The organism is Pseudomonas sp. MONT-RG-20F-20-E-7-02, assembly GCF_022662395.1.
In the GTDB taxonomy this organism is placed as follows: Bacteria; Pseudomonadota; Gammaproteobacteria; order Pseudomonadales; family Pseudomonadaceae; genus Aquipseudomonas.
In genome coordinates, this window is sequence record NZ_JAKNQN010000001.1 from 1,123,382 (window position 1) to 1,139,790 (window position 16,409).

General features: G+C 62.0%; 18 protein-coding genes. 12 read left to right on the forward strand and 6 right to left on the reverse strand.

From position 1 onward, the window contains the following. Window positions 1-18 precede the first annotated feature (18 nt). Entirely contained in the window at window positions 19-285 is a 267-nt protein-coding gene (locus L8I05_RS05105; protein ID WP_242167411.1) for a hypothetical protein, read from the forward strand. On the opposite strand, the gene L8I05_RS05110 is transcribed toward L8I05_RS05105, so the two are convergent. Beyond that, window positions 282-1,223, reverse strand: coding sequence for a GlxA family transcriptional regulator (locus tag L8I05_RS05110; RefSeq protein WP_159957442.1), 942 nt, complete (start codon window positions 1,221-1,223; stop codon window positions 282-284). The genes L8I05_RS05105 and L8I05_RS05110 overlap by 4 nt on opposite strands. 173 nt (window positions 1,224-1,396) lie before the next feature. Between L8I05_RS05110 and L8I05_RS05115 the strand changes: the two genes are divergently transcribed. The 3 genes from L8I05_RS05115 to L8I05_RS05125 all read left to right on the forward strand — a co-directional run bounded on the left by L8I05_RS05115 (window position 1,397) and on the right by L8I05_RS05125 (window position 3,901). Then, entirely contained in the window at window positions 1,397-2,026 is a 630-nt protein-coding gene (locus L8I05_RS05115; RefSeq protein ID WP_242167412.1) for a TetR/AcrR family transcriptional regulator, read from the forward strand. Next, window positions 2,023-2,700 (forward strand): type 1 glutamine amidotransferase domain-containing protein, encoded by a 678-nt coding sequence (locus L8I05_RS05120; RefSeq protein WP_177018271.1) that lies wholly within the window; start codon window positions 2,023-2,025, stop codon window positions 2,698-2,700. The genes L8I05_RS05115 and L8I05_RS05120 overlap by 4 nt, the downstream gene beginning before the upstream one ends. Window positions 2,701-2,779: 79 nt before the next feature. Further along, entirely contained in the window at window positions 2,780-3,901 is a 1,122-nt protein-coding gene (locus tag L8I05_RS05125; protein WP_242167413.1) for an alkene reductase, read from the forward strand. 56 nt (window positions 3,902-3,957) lie between these two features. On the opposite strand, the gene L8I05_RS05130 is transcribed toward L8I05_RS05125, so the two are convergent. After that, window positions 3,958-4,956: an NAD(P)H-quinone oxidoreductase gene (locus L8I05_RS05130; protein ID WP_242167414.1), complete on the reverse strand. Its 999-nt coding sequence runs from the start codon at window positions 4,954-4,956 to the stop codon at window positions 3,958-3,960. A 143-nt stretch (window positions 4,957-5,099) separates the two neighbouring features. Then, complete coding sequence (locus tag L8I05_RS05135) at window positions 5,100-5,918, reverse strand: alpha/beta hydrolase (protein ID WP_197627735.1); 819 nt, start codon at window positions 5,916-5,918, stop codon at window positions 5,100-5,102. A 148-nt stretch (window positions 5,919-6,066) separates the two neighbouring features. Between L8I05_RS05135 and L8I05_RS05140 the strand changes: the two genes are divergently transcribed. Beyond that, complete coding sequence (locus tag L8I05_RS05140) at window positions 6,067-7,134, forward strand: NAD(P)-dependent alcohol dehydrogenase (RefSeq protein ID WP_242167415.1); 1,068 nt, start codon at window positions 6,067-6,069, stop codon at window positions 7,132-7,134. A 124-nt stretch (window positions 7,135-7,258) separates the two neighbouring features. Here L8I05_RS05140 and mntP read toward each other — a convergent pair whose 3' ends face one another. After that, window positions 7,259-7,822, reverse strand: a complete 564-nt coding sequence (mntP, locus tag L8I05_RS05145) for a manganese efflux pump MntP (RefSeq protein WP_177018266.1) — start codon at window positions 7,820-7,822, stop codon at window positions 7,259-7,261. A gap of 232 nt (window positions 7,823-8,054) precedes the next feature. Next, window positions 8,055-8,642: a LuxR C-terminal-related transcriptional regulator gene (locus L8I05_RS05150; protein ID WP_242167416.1), complete on the reverse strand. Its 588-nt coding sequence runs from the start codon at window positions 8,640-8,642 to the stop codon at window positions 8,055-8,057. Between the two features lie 130 nt (window positions 8,643-8,772). Between L8I05_RS05150 and L8I05_RS05155 the strand changes: the two genes are divergently transcribed. The 4 genes from L8I05_RS05155 to L8I05_RS05170 all read left to right on the forward strand — a co-directional run bounded on the left by L8I05_RS05155 (window position 8,773) and on the right by L8I05_RS05170 (window position 13,402). Continuing rightward, the gene (locus L8I05_RS05155; RefSeq protein WP_242167417.1) at window positions 8,773-9,951 is read left to right on the forward strand and encodes an acetyl-CoA acetyltransferase; all 1,179 of its coding nucleotides are present in this window, start codon (window positions 8,773-8,775) and stop codon (window positions 9,949-9,951) included. A 3-nt stretch (window positions 9,952-9,954) separates the two neighbouring features. Next, the gene (locus L8I05_RS05160) at window positions 9,955-11,490 is read left to right on the forward strand and encodes an AMP-binding protein (protein ID WP_242167418.1); all 1,536 of its coding nucleotides are present in this window, start codon (window positions 9,955-9,957) and stop codon (window positions 11,488-11,490) included. Between the two features lie 43 nt (window positions 11,491-11,533). After that, complete coding sequence (locus L8I05_RS05165) at window positions 11,534-12,862, forward strand: MFS transporter (RefSeq protein ID WP_197627740.1); 1,329 nt, start codon at window positions 11,534-11,536, stop codon at window positions 12,860-12,862. Window positions 12,863-12,928: 66 nt separating this feature from the next. Continuing rightward, window positions 12,929-13,402 (forward strand): YbjN domain-containing protein, encoded by a 474-nt coding sequence (locus L8I05_RS05170; RefSeq protein WP_242167482.1) that lies wholly within the window; start codon window positions 12,929-12,931, stop codon window positions 13,400-13,402. 1 nt (window position 13,403) lies between these two features. On the opposite strand, the gene L8I05_RS05175 is transcribed toward L8I05_RS05170, so the two are convergent. Further along, complete coding sequence (locus L8I05_RS05175) at window positions 13,404-14,270, reverse strand: LysR family transcriptional regulator (protein WP_242167419.1); 867 nt, start codon at window positions 14,268-14,270, stop codon at window positions 13,404-13,406. A gap of 93 nt (window positions 14,271-14,363) precedes the next feature. Here L8I05_RS05175 and L8I05_RS05180 point away from each other — a divergent pair, with 93 nt between their 5' ends. The 3 genes from L8I05_RS05180 to cobF all read left to right on the forward strand — a co-directional run bounded on the left by L8I05_RS05180 (window position 14,364) and on the right by cobF (window position 16,398). Beyond that, window positions 14,364-14,912, forward strand: a complete 549-nt coding sequence (locus tag L8I05_RS05180) for a DUF4865 family protein (protein ID WP_242167420.1) — start codon at window positions 14,364-14,366, stop codon at window positions 14,910-14,912. Between the two features lie 130 nt (window positions 14,913-15,042). Beyond that, window positions 15,043-15,597: a histidine phosphatase family protein gene (locus tag L8I05_RS05185; RefSeq protein WP_242167421.1), complete on the forward strand. Its 555-nt coding sequence runs from the start codon at window positions 15,043-15,045 to the stop codon at window positions 15,595-15,597. 45 nt (window positions 15,598-15,642) lie between these two features. After that, window positions 15,643-16,398, forward strand: a complete 756-nt coding sequence (cobF, locus tag L8I05_RS05190) for a precorrin-6A synthase (deacetylating) (RefSeq protein ID WP_159957415.1) — start codon at window positions 15,643-15,645, stop codon at window positions 16,396-16,398. Window positions 16,399-16,409: the final 11 nt, after the last annotated feature.

Genomic DNA, 16,409 nt, shown 5'->3' on the forward strand with positions numbered 1-16,409 from the left:
ATTTCACAAGGATGCGAAATGAACACCTTCACTTCATTCAAACGCGTTGTTTGCGCTGGCGTCTTGCTGACCGTGGGCGGCTGCCTGACGATGTCGGGTAACTACAAGGTCACCGCCGTTGACGCCAACGGCACGCCGGCCAAGATGGTGTTCACCACCCAAGGCCACGGCATCTACTCGGTTCGAAACGCGTTCTGCATGAACAACCCGAAGGGCACGGTGACCATCCGTGACCTGGACACGGGTGAAGAACTCAAGAGCGAAAGCCCTTATCACTGTCGCTAGGCTCCCGCGTTGAACAGCACCTGCTGCATCGCCTGCGGCGGCTGCCCGAACGCGCGCAGAAACGCCTGACGCATGCGCTCGCGATCACCGAAGCCGGTTTCGCGGGCCACCACTTCGACCGGGTGACGGCTGGTTTCCATCATCGCCCGGGCCGCTTCTACCCGCAGCGACTCGATGGCCTTGGCCGGTGTTTGCCCGGTTTCTTCACGAAACACCCGGCTGAATTGACGTGGGCTCAGCCGCGCCACGTCGGCCAGGGCTTCCACCGACAGGTCGTGGGTCAGGTTCTCGCGGGCATAGGCCAGTGCCAGTTGCACGCGGTCGGACTTGGGGTCCAGTTCCAGCAATGCCGACAATTGCGATTGCTCGCTGCCGCGACGTTGGGCAATCACCAACTTGCGCGCAATGCGCCGGGCGAGGTCGCTGCCCAAGTCGGCCTCGACCATGGCCAGGGCCATGTCCACACCGGCGCTCATGCCGGCGCCAGTCCAGACCTGGCCGTCGACCACAAACAGCTTGTCTTCTTCCAGGTGAATAGCCGGGTAGCGCTTGCGAAACGCCGGCGCGTGAATCCAGTGAGTGGTGGTGCGCTTGCCTTCGAGCAAACCGGCTTCGGCCAATACGAAAATGCCCATGCACAACGAGGCGACCCGTCGCGACTGCGCGGAGGCCGCCTTGACCAGTTCGAGCAAATTGGCCTCGGGCAAGCGAAATTCCAGGTAACCGCTGACGATCAGGGTGTCATAGCCTTGCGCGCGAATCGGCGTGGTATTCACCGAAAAGCCCTGGGAGGTCATCACCGCGCCGCCACTTTCCGAGACCAGGTGAAACTCATAGGCCGGTTCGCCGCGCAGCAGGTTCGCGCACTCGAACACCGAGCCGAGGCTAAGGCTCAGGGACTGGAAGTTCGGGTAAACCATCAGCGCAACGCTGTGCATCGTCATTCTCCAAGGGGCGCGGGAGAGGGGATTGTCGGCGTGTACCGGGCAAACGGCAACCGCCTTTGGCGCATGTCCGAAATCCTTGCGGATATGACATTGTTGAAGTTTTTCGCGGCGCCTAACATCCCCTCAACGAACTAGACGACTGGTCTAATCGGACGGGATGAACCATGACTAACGCCACTAAAAGTGCACGGCAGACCATTCTGGATACGGCGCAATTGATTGTGAGCCGCAAAGGATTTTCTGCGGTGGGGTTGAACGAAATACTTCAAGCCGCCGATGTGCCTAAAGGTTCGTTCTATCACTACTTCAGCTCCAAAGATGCCTTTGGCGTTGTTCTGCTCGACACCTATTTTGACCACTACGTGCAGGGCGTGGAGCAGCTGTTCCAGCAACCCGAACTGTCCGGGGCCGCCAAGTTGATGCGCTATTGGCACTCCTGGGTCGACAACCAGACCGGCTGCACCGATGCGGGTAAATGCCTTGCCGTCAAACTCGGTGCCGAGGTGTCAGACCTTTCAGAGCCGATGCGTCTGGCCCTGCAACGCGGCACTGCACGCACCATCGCCTTGCTGGTCGAGGCGTTGCAGCACGGCGTCGCAGACGGCTCGCTGACGGTACAACAAGCGCCCGAAAGCCTGGCCCAACGCCTGTATGCGTTGTGGTTGGGGACCAGCGTCATGAGCAAGATCACCCGAACATCCGCGCCTTTTGACGAGGCGCTGCTGCTGACCCGACAGCTGTTGGGTTGCCCTGAACCTACTGACATTCACATCGATCGAGGCACTGGAAAATGAAAGTATTAATGGTACTGACCTCTCACGACCAGCTGGGCACTACCGGTCGTAAAACCGGCTTCTGGCTCGAAGAGTTTGCTGCGCCCTATTACACCTTCAAAGATGCGGGTGCCGAGTTGGTGCTGGCATCCCCGGCCGGCGGCCAACCACCGCTGGACCCGGTCAGCGACCAGCCTGACGCGCAGACCGAGCAAACCCGGCGTTTCGCCGCCGACTCGGCGGCGCAGCAGGCGCTGGCCAACACCGTCAAGCTGGACACGGTCAACGCCGACGACTTCGACACGGTGTTCTACCCAGGTGGTCACGGGCCACTGTGGGACCTGGCGGAATCGCCGGTGTCCATCGCGCTGATCGAGTCATTCGAGCGCGCCGGCAAGCCCATTGGTTTTGTCTGCCATGCACCGGGCGCGCTGCGTCACGTCAAGGCCGTGAATGGCGAGCCGCTGGTCAAGGGCCGTCGCGTCACCGGTTTCTCCAACTCCGAAGAAGCCGCAGTGGGCCTCACCGACGTGGTGCCGTTCCTGATCGAAGATGATTTCAAGGCACTCGGCGGCCACTATGAAAAGGGCGCTGATTGGCAGTCCTTTGTGCTTGAAGATGGCTTGCTGGTGACCGGCCAGAACCCGGCCAGCTCCAGCGATGTGGCAAAAGCACTGCTGAAACTCACCGCTTGAATTAACTAATCGCTGTATGAATTGGCGGCTCTCAGGAGCCGCCAACGCTTTGGCTCGTCCTGAATTTGGAAATTTGCACATGAGCAGTCGTTTGAATACCCCAGTAAAACTGGGGCATCACACCTTGAACAACCGCGTTGTATTGCCGCCTCTGACGCGTCAGCGCAGCGCGCAACCTGGCGATACCGCCACCGGCCTGATGGCCGAGTATTACCGCCAGCGCGCGAGCGCCGGCTTCATGGTCAGCGAAGGCACGCAAATCGAGCCGCGCGGCCAGGGTTACGCCTGGACGCCGGGCATCTACGCACCGGCGCAGATCGACGGCTGGCGCACCGTCACCGACGCGGTGCATGCCGAAGGCGGGGTGATTTTTGCGCAACTGTGGCATGTCGGCCGCGTGTCCCATAACGCGTTGCAGCCAGAGGGTGCCGCGCCGGTCGCACCGTCTGCAATTGCCGCTGAGCAAGCCAAAGCCTTTATCGAAACCGGGCCGGGCACCGGCGAGCTGAAGCAGCCGCCCGTGCCGCGTGCCTTGAGCGCACTTGAGATCGAGGAATTGGTCGGGCATTACGCCCAGGCGGCGCGCAATGCGTTGGACGCCGGGTTTGACGGGGTGGAAATCCACGCGGCAAATGGTTACCTGGTCAACCAGTTCATTTCGGCCCATGCCAACCAGCGTGATGACGAGTACGGCGGCTCGCTGCACAACCGCCTGCGTTTCCTGCGCGAGATCGTCGAAGCCGTGACCGCCGTGGTCGGGCCGGAACGCCTCGGTGTGCGTTTTTCACCGTTGTTCAGCGGCACCGACCAGGACCGCGTGTACATCGGCCTGGTGGAGGAAGACCCGCATCACACTTATATCGAAGCGATCAAGGTGCTTGAGGCGTCGGGGATTGCCTATGTGTCCATCGCCGAAGCCGATTGGGACAACGCCCCGGACTTGCCCGAGACCTTCCGCCAGGCCGTGCGTAGCACCTTCAGCGGGCGGATCATCTACGCCGGCCGCTACACCGCGGAGCGCGGTGAAAAACTGCTGGAGGCGGGGCTGGCGGACTTGATTGCCTTTGGTCGCCCGTTCATTGCCAACCCGGACTTGCCGCAGCGCCTGTTCAACGGCTGGCCGCTGAACCCGCTGCGGGCTGAAGGCATGTACGGTGGTTCGGAGCAGGGCTATACCGATTACCCGGTGTACGCCGGATAAGTGTTCCAGGCCACTGCGCAGATCCCACCGTTGATCTTCAGCGGGGCTGATCAGCGTTATTCCACCCGCAACACAATCTTGCCGATATGGTCGCCGCCTTCCATCCGCGCATGGGCCTGGGCGGCGTCGGTGTATTCATACACCTTGTCGATCATCGGCAGGCAGCGCCCGGCGGCCAGCACCGGCCACACATACTCGCGCAGTTGTTCGGCGATGGCGGCCTTTTCGTCCTTGGTGCGGGCGCGCAGCAGCGAGCCGGTGATGACCGCGCGTTTGCCGAGGATGGTCAGCAGGTCGACGTCATTGGCCTTGCCGCCGCCGAGGAACCCCAGCATCACCAGGTGCCCGTCCATGGCCAGGGCCTTGAGGTTGTTGTTGAGGTAGGAGGCACCCATGATGTCGAGGATCACATCCACGCCGTTACCGTCGGTTTTTTGTGCAATGACCTCGGCAAAATCCTGCTCGCGGTAGTTGATCGGCTCGGCGCCGAGCTTGGCAATCGCCGCACATTTGTCGGCGCTGCCGGCGGTGGCGAACGCCTGTATACCGTACTCGCGGCACAGCATCAGCGCGGTGGTGCCGATGCCGCTGGTGCCGCCGTGGATCAGCACGCGCTGGCCGGTGTGGGCGTCGCCCAGGCCGAACAGGTTGGCCCAGACGGTGAAGAAGGTTTCCGGCACGGCAGCGGCTTGAATCCAGTCCATGCCTTCCGGAATGGGCAACGCCTGGCTGGCCGGCACCGCGCAAAACTGCGCATAACCGCCGCCGTTGGTCAGGGCGCAAACCCTATCGCCAATGGCGTACTCGCTGACACCTTCGCCCAATGCGACCACTTCACCGGCCACTTCCAAACCGGGAATGGGGCTCATGCCCGGTTTCATCGGGTACTTGCCGGCGCGTTGCAACGCATCCGGGCGGTTGACCCCGGCGGCGTGTACGCGAATCAGGATTTCACCCGGCCCCGCCACCGGCACGTCAGCCCGGCGCGGTTGCAGCACTTCAGGGCCGCCGGGTGCGGTGATTTCGATCAGGGTCATTTCTTTTGGGAGCGACATTTGCGTTTACCTGCAGCGATGAGCGTATGAGTTGGGACCGCGTCGGGCAGTCGCCGGTTCAGCGGCATCATACCGAGGGTTGGCAGTGGTCGAAAAAAAGCCGGGCAAGCCCGGCCAAACAAGGAGCGGGTGAATCAGTCGTTTCAGCGGTTCAGGAACGCCAGCAAATCTTCGTTCAGCTGTTGGGCATGGGTGGCCGCAAAACCGTGCGGCGCATCCTTGTAGACCTTCAGTTGCGCGCCCTTGATCATCTCGGCCGCGACTTTGCCGGTGGTCTCGAATGGCACGATCTGGTCGCCGTCACCGTGGATCACCAGGGTCGGCACGTCGATCTTGGCCATGTCTGGGCGGAAGTCGGTCTCGGAGAACACGGTGACACAGTCCACTGTCGACTTGAGTGAGGCGAGCAGGGCGATTTGCAGGGTTTGGGTCAGCACGCCTTCCGAGACTTTCTGGCCTTTATTGATGCCATAGAACGGCGTGTTGAAGTCGCTGATAAATTGCGCGCGGTCCTTCAGCAGCCCGGCCTTGATGCCGTCGAATGTGGCGGTCGGCACGCCCTGCGGGTAGTCGGGTTTCTGGCCGAAGATCGGCGTGACCGCGCCCAGCAGCACCAAGCCGGCGACGCGGGACGTGCCATGGCGGGCGATGTAGCGCGCCACGTCGCCGCCGCCCATGGAGAAGCCCACCAGGGTCACGTCCTTGAGGTCCAGGTGTTCGATCAGTTGGGCGATGTCATCGGCGAAGGTGTCGTAGTCGTTACCGGTCCACGGCTGGTCGGAGCGGCCGAAACCACGGCGGTCGAAGGCAATAGTGCGAAAGCCACGGCTGCTCAGGTATTCCATCTGGTATTCCCACATGTCGGCATCCAGCGGCCAGCCGTGGCTGAACAGCACGGGCTTGCCGCTGCCCCAGTCCTTGAAGTAGATCTGGGTACCGTCTTTGGCAACAAATGTGCTCATCGAAAACTCCTTGGGTTCAGGGGGCAAAAGGCTCAGCCTCACTATTGCGTCAAACCCGACGAAGGGCTTGTACGGATGTGCTCGGTTGAACGGTTCAGCGTCTATATTGGTCCACTGACCTCTACCGTCAGTTCAACAGGTGAACCAAATGGCCAAGACTTACAGCTACGCCGCTCGGGATTCCAAGGATGCGCTCAAACCCTATACCTTCGAGCGCCGTGCGCCGGGGGCGGACGACGTGCAGATCGACATTCTGTATTGCGGCGTGTGCCACTCCGACCTGCACACCGTGCGTAACGAGTGGCACAACACCTTGTACCCGTCGGTGCCGGGCCATGAAATCGTCGGCCGTGTCACGGCGGTCGGTGCCAATGTGAGCAAATTCAAAGTCGGTGACCTGGCCGGTGTCGGCTGTATGGTCGACAGCTGCCAGCACTGCGCCTCCTGCGCCGAGAGCGAGGAGCAATACTGCGAGAACGGCTTTACCGGCACCTACAACGGCCCGGTGTTCGGTGGCGAAAATACCTTTGGCGGCTACTCGGACAACATCGTGGTCAAGGAGAAGTTCGTGCTGCGCATCTCCCACGATGATGCAAACCTGGCGGCCGTGGCGCCGCTGCTGTGCGCCGGGATTACCACCTATTCGCCGCTGCACCACTGGAAGGTCGGCCCGGGTAAAAAGGTTGGCGTGGTTGGCCTCGGCGGGCTCGGGCATATGGCGGTGAAGATCGCCCATGCGATGGGCGCGCATGTGACGCTGTTCACCACTTCGCCGAGCAAGCGCGAAGACGGCCTGCGCCTGGGCGCCGACCAAGTGGTGGTGTCGAAGAACCCGGACGAAATGGCCAAGGTTGCCAACAGCCTGGACTTCATCCTCAACACGGTGGCCGCGCCGCACGACTTGGATGCCTTCCTTAACCTGCTCAAGCGCGACGGCACCATGACCCTGGTCGGCGCCCCCGACAGCCCGCACCCGTCGCCGACGGTGTTCAACCTGATCTTCAAGCGCCGCAGCCTCGCCGGTTCGTTGATCGGCGGTATCCAGGAAACCCAGGACATGCTGGACTTCTGCGCCAAGCACAAGATTGTCTCGGACATTGAGATGATCGATATCCAGGGCATCAACGAAGCGTATGAGCGGATGCTCAAGGGCGACGTGAAGTATCGCTTCGTGATTGATATGGAAAGCTTGAAGAAGGAAAGCCACGCAGCTTAAAACGCTGTAGATCTAATGTGGGAGCGGGCTTGCCCGCGAAAGCGCATTGTCAGTCAACAGAGTCATCGACTGGTCCATCGCCTTCGCGGGCAAGCCCGCTCCCACATTTTTTCAGTGCGGGCCGTTAAGCCGAAAGGTGCTCGTAAAGAATCGTCGCGCCCACCAGCATCAATACAACGCCGCCGACCATCTCGGCGCGTTTGCCCACCACTGTCCCCAATACGCGACCGAGCATCATGCCAATGGTCACCATGGTCATGGTCGCCAGGCCAATCGCCGCCGAGGCGACCAGGATGTTCACATCCACAAACGCCAGGCCCACGCCGACTGCCAACGCATCGATGCTGGTGGCAAAGGCGGTAACCGCCAGGATCATGAAGGAATGCTGCGTCGGTTTTTCAACCTCGTCATCGTCGGCCTTCAACCCGTTGTAGATCATGTGCAGACCCAGCGCGACCAGCAGGGTGAAGGCGATCCAGTGATCCCAATCTTCCACCCAGCGGGTGGCCGCATGGCCGATGGCCCAGCCGATCATCGGCGTGATGGCTTCGATCACACCAAAGATCAGGCCTGCGCGCAGGGCTTCGATCAGGCGTGGTTTGTGCAGGCTGGAGCCTTTGCCGATGGCCGCCGCAAAGGCGTCCGTGGACATGGCAAGGGCGAGAAAGATAAGGGAAATGGGGTTCACGGTAAGGCTTCCAGTCGGGCTGTATGAGTCAACGACACAACCACACGCCCGACTTTAGGCATGGATGTGTCGCTGGTCTCACCAACCACAACGGTGTTCGTACCACGGCAGGTTGCCGAATATGTTGATACGAACGCTTCTGAGCGGGTCAGAAGCCGGTTACTCCCCAACGAAGGTGCGCAGCATAGACAGCCGAATATGAAAATTCCGTCAACGCCTGTTAAAAGTTGAGCTATAGCCAGGCGCGCCCGCCGACGAAAATCATCTTCGACACCAGCTCCACAATGTTTTTGACCTCGAGTTTCTTCATCAGGCGTGCCCTGTGCACTTCCACCGTGCGGTGCGAGATGTGCAGGCGTTGGGCGATTTCCTTGGACTTGAGGCCGTTGACGATGTGCATCGCCACTTCGCGCTCCCGTGGCGTCAGGTCGCCGGTGCCTTGGTGGGTGCGGTCCAGGCGCTCGAAGTGCCAGATCATCAGCTTGAACGGGTCTTTGGGCGTGAGGGTGTAGCCGTGGGACTTAGCCCAGAACACTTCGCCGTTTTTGTGCTGCATGAAGCGTTCGTCGGAATAGAAGCCGTTTTCGCTCTCCAGCAGCCAGTCATGGCTACGCTTGCCGATGGCGTGATAGTCGGCCTGGGACGGATAGATCAGCAGGGTCAACTGGTTGACCAATTCGTCGCGCGAATAGCCGAACAACTGCAGGAAGGCCTCGTTGCAATCGACCATCACGCGGTTGCGCGTGACCAGTTGCGGGGCGGGGGAGAGCTGGAACGCCAGGCGTTCGATGTCGGGGAATGGCTGTGTAAACGCGTTCATTGGGCATCCTGCCTCGTTGCTTTTCTCACGTGGGCTACTTATCCGTGTAAGTAGTTACACGAATTGGCGAGCGCCCAGCGGTGCGTCATTGTAGGTAAATGTCCGCATCAAAAACAGAAGAAAATTGATTATGTCAGCTGATTGCGTCTCCATTGTTGCCGCCGGTCATTCGCGTTTTGGTCGCCTGGAAGGCACCACCCTTGAGGACCTGATCGTGCAGGTCACCCGCGAAGCCCTGACGGACGCGGCCATTGATGCGTCAGAAATCGATGCGTTGTTCCTCGGCCATTTCAACGCGGGGCTGGTGCCCGACGGGTTTGCGGCGTCGTTGCTGCTGCAGGCCGACCCCGGCCTGCGCTTCAAACCGGCCACGCGCTGTGAAAACGCCTGCGCGTCCGGCTCGGCGGCGATTCAGGCCGGGGTCAATGCGATCCTGTCCGGCAGCGCCGAGCTGGTGCTGGTGGTGGGCGCCGAGAAGATGACCCACACGTCCACCGCCGAGGTCACCCAGGCGTTGGCCGGCGCCGGTTATCAGAATGACCCGGCCGAAGCCGGCTTGAGTTTCCCGCAGTTGTTCGGCCGCGCGGCGCGCCAATACACCGAGCGCTACCACTGCCCGCTGGGCTCAATGGCGGCCATCGCCACCAAGAACCACTCCAATGCCATGGCCAACCCGTTGGCGCAGATGTACCGGGTGATGGATTTCGAGCACTGCAACAATGTGTCCAAGAGCAACCCGTTTGTGGCCGAATCCCTGCGCCTGACCGACTGCTCGCTGATCAGCGACGGCGCTGCCGCGATCATCCTGGCTTCGCCCAAGCGTGCGCGGGCGTTTCGCCGTGACGTGCAGATTCGCGCGATGACCCAGGTCAACGACTTCCTGCCGATTGCCCAGCGCGACATCCTCGCTTTTGAAGGCCCGCAACGGGCGATCCACGCCGCCCTGCGCGGGGCGAATATCACCCTGGCCGACCTGAGTTTCGCCGAGGTGCACGACTGCTTCACCATCGCCGAGCTGCTGATCTACGAAGCCATGGGCCTGGCGCCCAAAGGCGAGGGCCATCGCGTGCTCGACAGCGGCGTGGTGCGCGCGGGCGGGCGGTTGCCGGTGAACTTGTCCGGCGGGCTCAAGGCCAAGGGGCATCCGGTGGGTGCCACCGGTGTGTCGATGCATGCACTGGCGTTCCGGCAGTTGACCGGCGAACCCATCGGCCTGGCGGCGCCCAACCCGGAGTTCGGCCTGGTGTTCAACATGGGCGGCATGGCCGTCGCCAACTACGCCTCGGTCCTGCACGCGCGCCGGTACTGAACCATGAACATTGCCAACTGGTTGCACGACACCCAGCGTCGCCACCCGCAACGCCCGGCGTTGTTCGAAGGCACGCAGCAGGTGGCCGATTACGCCACCTTTGCCGCGCATGTTCGCCAACGCGCCGCACACCTGGTCGACCAGCATGGGCTGGTGGCGGGTGATGCGGTCGCCGTGCTGATGAAGAACAGCTGTGATTACCTCGAATTGCTCTACGCCATCTGGTGGATGGGCGGCGTGGTGGTGCCGATCAACGCCAAATTGCACCCGGCCGAAGCCGCGTGGATCGCGGATAACGCCGAGGCGCGTTTGATCTTTACCGATGGCGGCCGGGTGTTTTCGGCATCGCGGGACTTGCCGCAACGCTGCAAGGAACTGGACGGCCACACACGGCCGCCAACCCGTGGCTGGCCGACCCTGGAGCAGCCGGTGCCGCGCCTGGACCAGGACCTTGCATGGCTGTTCTACACCTCCGGCACCACCGGGCGCTCCAAAGGCGTGATGCTGTCCCACGGCAATTTGGTCGCGATGTCGCTGTGTTACACCACGGACGTCGATTCGGTCAGCAGCGATGATGCCGTGCTGTACGCCGCGCCCATGTCCCATGGCGCCGGGCTCTACAACTTCATTCATGTACGCTGCGGCGCACGCCATGTGGTGCCGGCGTCCCAGGGTTTTGACGCCGCCGAGCTGTTCGGCCTGGCCGCCGAGTTGGGCGATGTTTCGCTGTTTGCCGCGCCGACCATGGTCAAACGCATGGTTGAACAGGCGCGCGTTCAGGGCTATGCAGGCGAAGGCATCAAGACCATCGTCTACGGCGGTGGCCCAATGTACCTGGCCGATCTGTGTGAGGCCGTCGACACCTTCGGCCCGCGGCTGGTGCAGATCTACGGCCAGGGCGAAAGCCCGATGACCATCAGCGTATTGCCCCGCGCGCTGATCGCCGACCGCCAACGCGCCGACTGGGCCACCCTGGCCGCCTCGGTCGGGCACGCGCAAGCCTGTGTGGAAATCCGCATTCTCGACGCCCGGCACCAACCCGTGCCCACCGGTGAGCGCGGCGAAATTGCCGTGCGCGGCGCCACGGTGATGCAAGGCTATTGGCGCAACCCCGAGGCCACGCGCCAGACGTTGGTGGAGGGCTGGTTGCTGACCGGCGACATTGGCTTTCTCGACCCGGCCGGCTACCTGACGCTGACGGATCGCTCCAAAGACGTGATCATCACCGGCGGCAGCAACGTGTACCCGCGTGAAGTCGAGGAAGTCCTGGCGCAGCATCCCGAGGTGTTCGAGGTGTGTGTGGTGGGCGAGCCGGATGCGCAATGGGGCGAATCAGTGGTGGCGTTTGTGGTGACGCGCAGCGGGCAGCCACTCGATGAAGCCGAGCTGACCGCCTGGTTTGTACAGCGCATGGCTTCGTTCAAAAAACCGAAAAAGTACCTGTTTCCAGGCGAGCTGCCGAAGAACAGTTACGGCAAAATCCTCAAGACCGACTTGCGGCAGTGGCTGAAAGCAGCGAGTATCGCCGCGCTTCCCTAGACCCGTTTTTCATGGACAGATCATCAGACAAGGAGTCCCTTCGATGGGCAATCACGCGCAAGACACGGTTCGCAAGCGGCGCCGTGCGTTTCTCGGTGCCACTTCCGGCCACCTGATCGAGTGGTACGACTACGGCGTCTACGGCTTCCTCGCCGTGTACATCGGCCAGGCTTTTTTCGTCTCCGATGACCCCACCACCAGCCTGCTGGCGAGCTTCGCCGCGTTTGCCCTGAGCTTCTTTATCCGGCCACTGGGCGGGCTGTTCTTCGGCCCGCTGGCGGACAAGATCGGCCGGCGCAAAACCCTGATCATGGCGCTGGTGATGATGACCGGCTCCACGGTGTTGCTGGGCCTGCTGCCGACTTACGCCACCCTCGGCATCGCCGCGCCGATCCTGCTGATCCTGGTGCGCTGCGTGCAGGGTTTCTCGGCCGGTGGCGAGATCGGCACGGTGACCAGTTTTATCTCCGAATACGCCGGCCCCGGCCGACGCGGTTTTGCCACCTGCTGGCTGATGGTCACCGCCGTGCTCGGCCTGCTGCTGGGCGGCGCCGTGGCCAATGGCATGACCTGGATCCTGGGCGCCGACCTGATGCAGGAATGGGCCTGGCGCGTGCCGTTCCTGATCGCCGCACCGCTGGGTTTTATCTCTATGTACATCCGCCTCAAGCTCGAAGACAGCCCGGAATTTCTCGCCCTGCAACGCGCCGGCCAAACCTCCCGCGCGCCGTTGCGCGAAGTCTGGCAGTGGAAGCGCGCAATCGCCCTGGTGTTTTTTATCATCACCTTGCACAGCTCGATCTTTTACCTGGTGCTGACCTTCGCCTCGACCTACATGGCCAAGATCCTCAAGTTCGACAGCGGCACCACCTTGCTCTACGTGTTTGTCGCGAGTTTTTCAGCGGCCTTCGTGATGCCGTTCGGCGGCGCGTTCACGGATAAGTACGGGCGCAAACCATTCCTGATGGTGATCGGCACCTTGGCCACCCTGGCGATGTTCTGGCTGTTCAAGTCGGCGCCGACTGCCACGCCTGCGACGTTCTTTGCGCCGTTGATGGCGGTGGCGATTCTGTTCGGGCTGTATGCCTCGTCCACGTATGCGCTGATGAGTGAACTGCTGCCGACGCGCATCCGTTCCACCGGGATTGCCGTGGCGTACAACGTGCCGGTCGCGGTGTTTGGCGGCAGCGCGCCGTTGATCTCCACGTGGCTGATCAAGGTCACCGGCGACATCACCTCGCCGTGGTACTTCTACGTGGCGACCGGCGTGGTGTCGTTGATTGCCCTGGTGGTGCTGCGCAAGGAAGATTTTGTTGCCAGTGGCAACCCGGTGACGACACCGCTGGGGGCCGGTTTGGCGCCAGCCGCCTGATCGATTACGCAGGCGGAAAATCCGACTACGCTGTTGCAGGCGCATTTCATTGATCAACAAGGAAGACTGACCTTGAGTGAACTGATCAATAGCGTTACCCCCAAGAGCCTCACCGAATTGCTGCAAGAGGCCGGCTACCGCGTCAACCAGACCGAACAGAACGGCGTCGTGCAATTGCTCAGTGCCAGCCAGGGCATCGGCTTTGCCGTGCGCTTCGGCAACTGGGCAGCGGAGCCGGGCAGTTACGTAGACTTCACCTACAGCTGCGCCCTGCGCGTGCAAGGTGAACTGCCTGAAGGCCTGGCCCAGGTGTGGAACGCGTCGCGACGCGTTGCGCGGTTGTCGCTGCAGGGGGAGTTTTTGTTGATGGAAATGGACGTGGTGGTGGCCGGTGTCGGTACCCAGCACCTGCGCAGCCAACTGGAATTGTGGGATCGCCTGTTGCAGGAGTTCATCGTCTACCTGCGTGACTACAGCCAGCAGGCCGCGCAGTTGCAAACGCAAGCAGCGGCTGTCGGCGAGGAAGCACCTGTCGCCTGATTCAGCGCTGCAGCGCACCGCGAAACGTTGCGCTCAAGGCGCGCAATGTTTCGCGGGATCGCGCGTCGCTGATCCGGCTGTGCAACACCACTTCACTGACCGGTAAGGCGGGCAAACCGTATTGCTCGCTCACGTCCACCGCCCCGGACGGGGCCACGCGATGGGCGAGGGCGGCCACGCCCAGCCCGGCGCTCACGGCTGCTCCCACCGCCATCACGCCACCGCCGACAAACACTTCGGTCCAGTCGATACGCGCCGCGTCCAAAGCCCTCACCGCCAGATGCCGAATGCCACACGGCGCTGCCATGGTTGCCATGCGCAACGGTGTGCCGGGGTTGTGTTGCCAGGTCGGTGCAGCGAACCAGCCAAAGCGTTCCACCGCCAACACCTCGCCGTCCTGGCGGTCGCCTTCGTTGCGCACGATCACGGCGTCCAGCTCGTTGCGGTCGAACGCAGCCATCAGGTCGCGGGACGAGGCGATGCGCACTTCAAGAATCACCAGCGGGTCGTAGGCCGCGAGGCGGCTGAGCCAGGTGGGCAGGTCCGGGCCGGCCACGTGGTCGCTGATGCCAATCACCAGGCGCCGTGGTGCGTGGGTGCCCATGTCCCCGAGTGCGCGCTCATGGGCGTTGAGCAAGGCGCGGGCGGCGACGATGAACTGCTCGCCCTGGGGCGACAGGCGCACATGCCGTGGGGTGCGTTCAAGCAGGCGATAACCGAGGCGTTCTTCCAGGCGCTTGAGCTTGAGGCTGATGGCGGCCTGGGAGGTGTCGAGGGCTTCGGCGGCGCGGGTGAAACTGGCGAAATCGGCGACCAGCACAAAGGCCTGTACGGTGTCGATATCCAGGGGTTTGAGCGCGTCAGTCATATCAAATCCTTATCGCACCTATATCCGCTCATATCTTGTTGAAATCATCGCCACTGCGCAAGCTCAAACCTCATTTTGCACAGGAGCGTTGCCATGTTTGCCAAACAGTATTCACACCGCCTGCCGGCCGACTACGACATGGGCGTGATTCGCCGCCGCGCCGCGCAGTTGGGGCCGTTGTGGGATCACACCGAAGGGTTGCTGTTCAAGGCGTTTATCGCCCAGGAGCATGGGCAAGCGCCGGGCAATGTGTACGCGTCGGTGTACCTGTGGGCTGATCCGTTGCAGGCCGCCGATTTTTTGCTCGGCGAGCGTTTTCAAAAGGTGCTCGACAGCTTCGGCCGCCCGCATATCGAGAGCTGGCTGCCGTTGGACTTGCAGCGCGGGCCGGCGCAGAACGCATTGAGTCTGTACCGAGAAGAGTGGGCGCTGGAGCCTGGCGTGGATCGCGCCGGGGTATTGGCCGAGGGCAAACGGCGCAATCAGCAGTTGGCTGATAGCCCTGATACGTTCGCAGTATTTTTGGCGCTGGATGTGCAGGCGTGGCGCCTGATTCGGATCACCTTATCGGGCCAGGCGTTGAACGCGGAGCATCCCGGGACGGGCTATCAGGTGTTTTACCTGGCCCGTCCCGGCATTTGACTCAGGAGTTGAACCGCGCCCGTAGACAGGCCGAAGCATTCAACCGGCTTCCTCTTTCATGTTCGTTGTAACATGTTGAAATAGCTTCGGCAGTCTACGCTGGCTGCGCGTCGAAATAGAGTGAATTGTGATGCACGCCACCCGTTTGACCCTGATTTGCCACGCCGCCACGCCGCTGCAAAAACACGGGCGGTTTCCCGATGATGAATCCGTCGCGATGGATTGGCAGAGCGCGGCGTTGTCCCACGCCGGGCGCTTCAAGAAAGACCCGCGCCTGGTGTGCGCGCCCGAGGCCAGAACCCGGCAAACAGCGGGGCTGTTCGGCGATAACGCGCAGATCGAACAAGCCCTGCGCGACGCTGATTTCGGCCACTGGAAAGGCCAGGCCATCAGCCAGCTCGACGCTGACCAATTAACCGCCTGGATGACCGACAGTGCCAGCGCACCCCATGGCGGCGAGTCGGTGGAGCAGCTTTGCGCACGCATCGGGCAGTGGATGAAAACCCTCGAAACCCAGCCCGGCCACGTAGTGGCAATCACCCACCCCTTTGTGATTCGCGCCGCGATGCTGTACGTGGTGCAGTTCCCGCTGTCGATGTTCTACCGGATCGACGTCGAGCCGCTGTCCGCCACTGAACTGCGCTTCAACAACGTTTGGCGCCTGCGCCTGGAAACTCACGCCTGAGCGCCTGAACATGGCAAAATTCACGCCCCGCAATGAGAGCAACCCATGAAACGCATCCTGATCATCGGCATTGGCGCCGGCAACCCTGACTACATCACGATGCAGGCCGTGAAAGCGCTGAACCGCACCGACGTGTTTTTCCTGATGGACAAGGGCCAGAGCAAAGACAAGCTGATCGACCTGCGCCGCGAGATCTGCGAGACCTACATCACCGAGCCCGGCTACCGCTTCGTCGAGGCCGATTGCCCCGAGCGTGTGCGCGGCGATATCGACTACACCACCGCCGTGCAAGACCTCAACCGCGACAAGCAGCAGACCTTCGAGCGCATGATCAACGAGGAAATGGCTGACGGCGAAGTCGGTGCTTTCCTGGCCTGGGGCGACCCCGCGCTGTACGACAGCACCATCCGTATTCTGCAGGCGATCCTCGCCAGTGGCCGCAGCGAATTCGAGTTCGAAGTCATCCCCGGTATCACCAGCGTGCAGGCCCTGGCGGCCCAGCACAAAGTGCCGCTGAACCGCATCGGCCGTTCCATCGAGATCACCACCGGGCGCCGTTTGGCGGCAGGGCAGGCGAGCGATGCCGACACCCTGGTGGTAATGCTCGACGCCGAAGATTCCTACCGCACCGTGGCCGATCAGGACCTGGATATCTATTGGGGCGCCTACCTGGGCACGCCGGACGAAATCCTCATCAGCGGCAAAGTCAGTGAAGTGGCTGAAGAAATCGAACGGGTGCGCAAGGCGGCGCGCCTGGAAAATGGCTGGATCATGGACACTTATCTGTTGCGCAAACCCTGAGGTAACTTCCC

What these genes read in the sequence shown, in the direction of transcription:
- L8I05_RS05165 (WP_197627740.1), top strand. Translation starts at nt 11,534, where the DNA reads ATGGGCAATCACGCGCAAGACACGGTTCGCAAGCGGCGCCGTGCGTTT.
- L8I05_RS05110 (WP_159957442.1), bottom strand. Translation starts at nt 1,223, where the DNA reads ATGCACAGCGTTGCGCTGATGGTTTACCCGAACTTCCAGTCCCTGAGC.
- L8I05_RS05180 (WP_242167420.1), top strand. Translation starts at nt 14,364, where the DNA reads ATGTTTGCCAAACAGTATTCACACCGCCTGCCGGCCGACTACGACATG.
- L8I05_RS05150 (WP_242167416.1), bottom strand. Translation starts at nt 8,642, where the DNA reads ATGAACGCGTTTACACAGCCATTCCCCGACATCGAACGCCTGGCGTTC.
- L8I05_RS05140 (WP_242167415.1), top strand. Translation starts at nt 6,067, where the DNA reads ATGGCCAAGACTTACAGCTACGCCGCTCGGGATTCCAAGGATGCGCTC.
- L8I05_RS05185 (WP_242167421.1), top strand. Translation starts at nt 15,043, where the DNA reads ATGCACGCCACCCGTTTGACCCTGATTTGCCACGCCGCCACGCCGCTG.
- L8I05_RS05135 (WP_197627735.1), bottom strand. Translation starts at nt 5,918, where the DNA reads ATGAGCACATTTGTTGCCAAAGACGGTACCCAGATCTACTTCAAGGAC.
- L8I05_RS05130 (WP_242167414.1), bottom strand. Translation starts at nt 4,956, where the DNA reads ATGTCGCTCCCAAAAGAAATGACCCTGATCGAAATCACCGCACCCGGC.
- cobF (WP_159957415.1), top strand. Translation starts at nt 15,643, where the DNA reads ATGAAACGCATCCTGATCATCGGCATTGGCGCCGGCAACCCTGACTAC.
- L8I05_RS05115 (WP_242167412.1), top strand. Translation starts at nt 1,397, where the DNA reads ATGACTAACGCCACTAAAAGTGCACGGCAGACCATTCTGGATACGGCG.
- L8I05_RS05105 (WP_242167411.1), top strand. Translation starts at nt 19, where the DNA reads ATGAACACCTTCACTTCATTCAAACGCGTTGTTTGCGCTGGCGTCTTG.
- L8I05_RS05160 (WP_242167418.1), top strand. Translation starts at nt 9,955, where the DNA reads ATGAACATTGCCAACTGGTTGCACGACACCCAGCGTCGCCACCCGCAA.
- L8I05_RS05120 (WP_177018271.1), top strand. Translation starts at nt 2,023, where the DNA reads ATGAAAGTATTAATGGTACTGACCTCTCACGACCAGCTGGGCACTACC.
- L8I05_RS05125 (WP_242167413.1), top strand. Translation starts at nt 2,780, where the DNA reads ATGAGCAGTCGTTTGAATACCCCAGTAAAACTGGGGCATCACACCTTG.
- L8I05_RS05175 (WP_242167419.1), bottom strand. Translation starts at nt 14,270, where the DNA reads ATGACTGACGCGCTCAAACCCCTGGATATCGACACCGTACAGGCCTTT.
- L8I05_RS05155 (WP_242167417.1), top strand. Translation starts at nt 8,773, where the DNA reads ATGTCAGCTGATTGCGTCTCCATTGTTGCCGCCGGTCATTCGCGTTTT.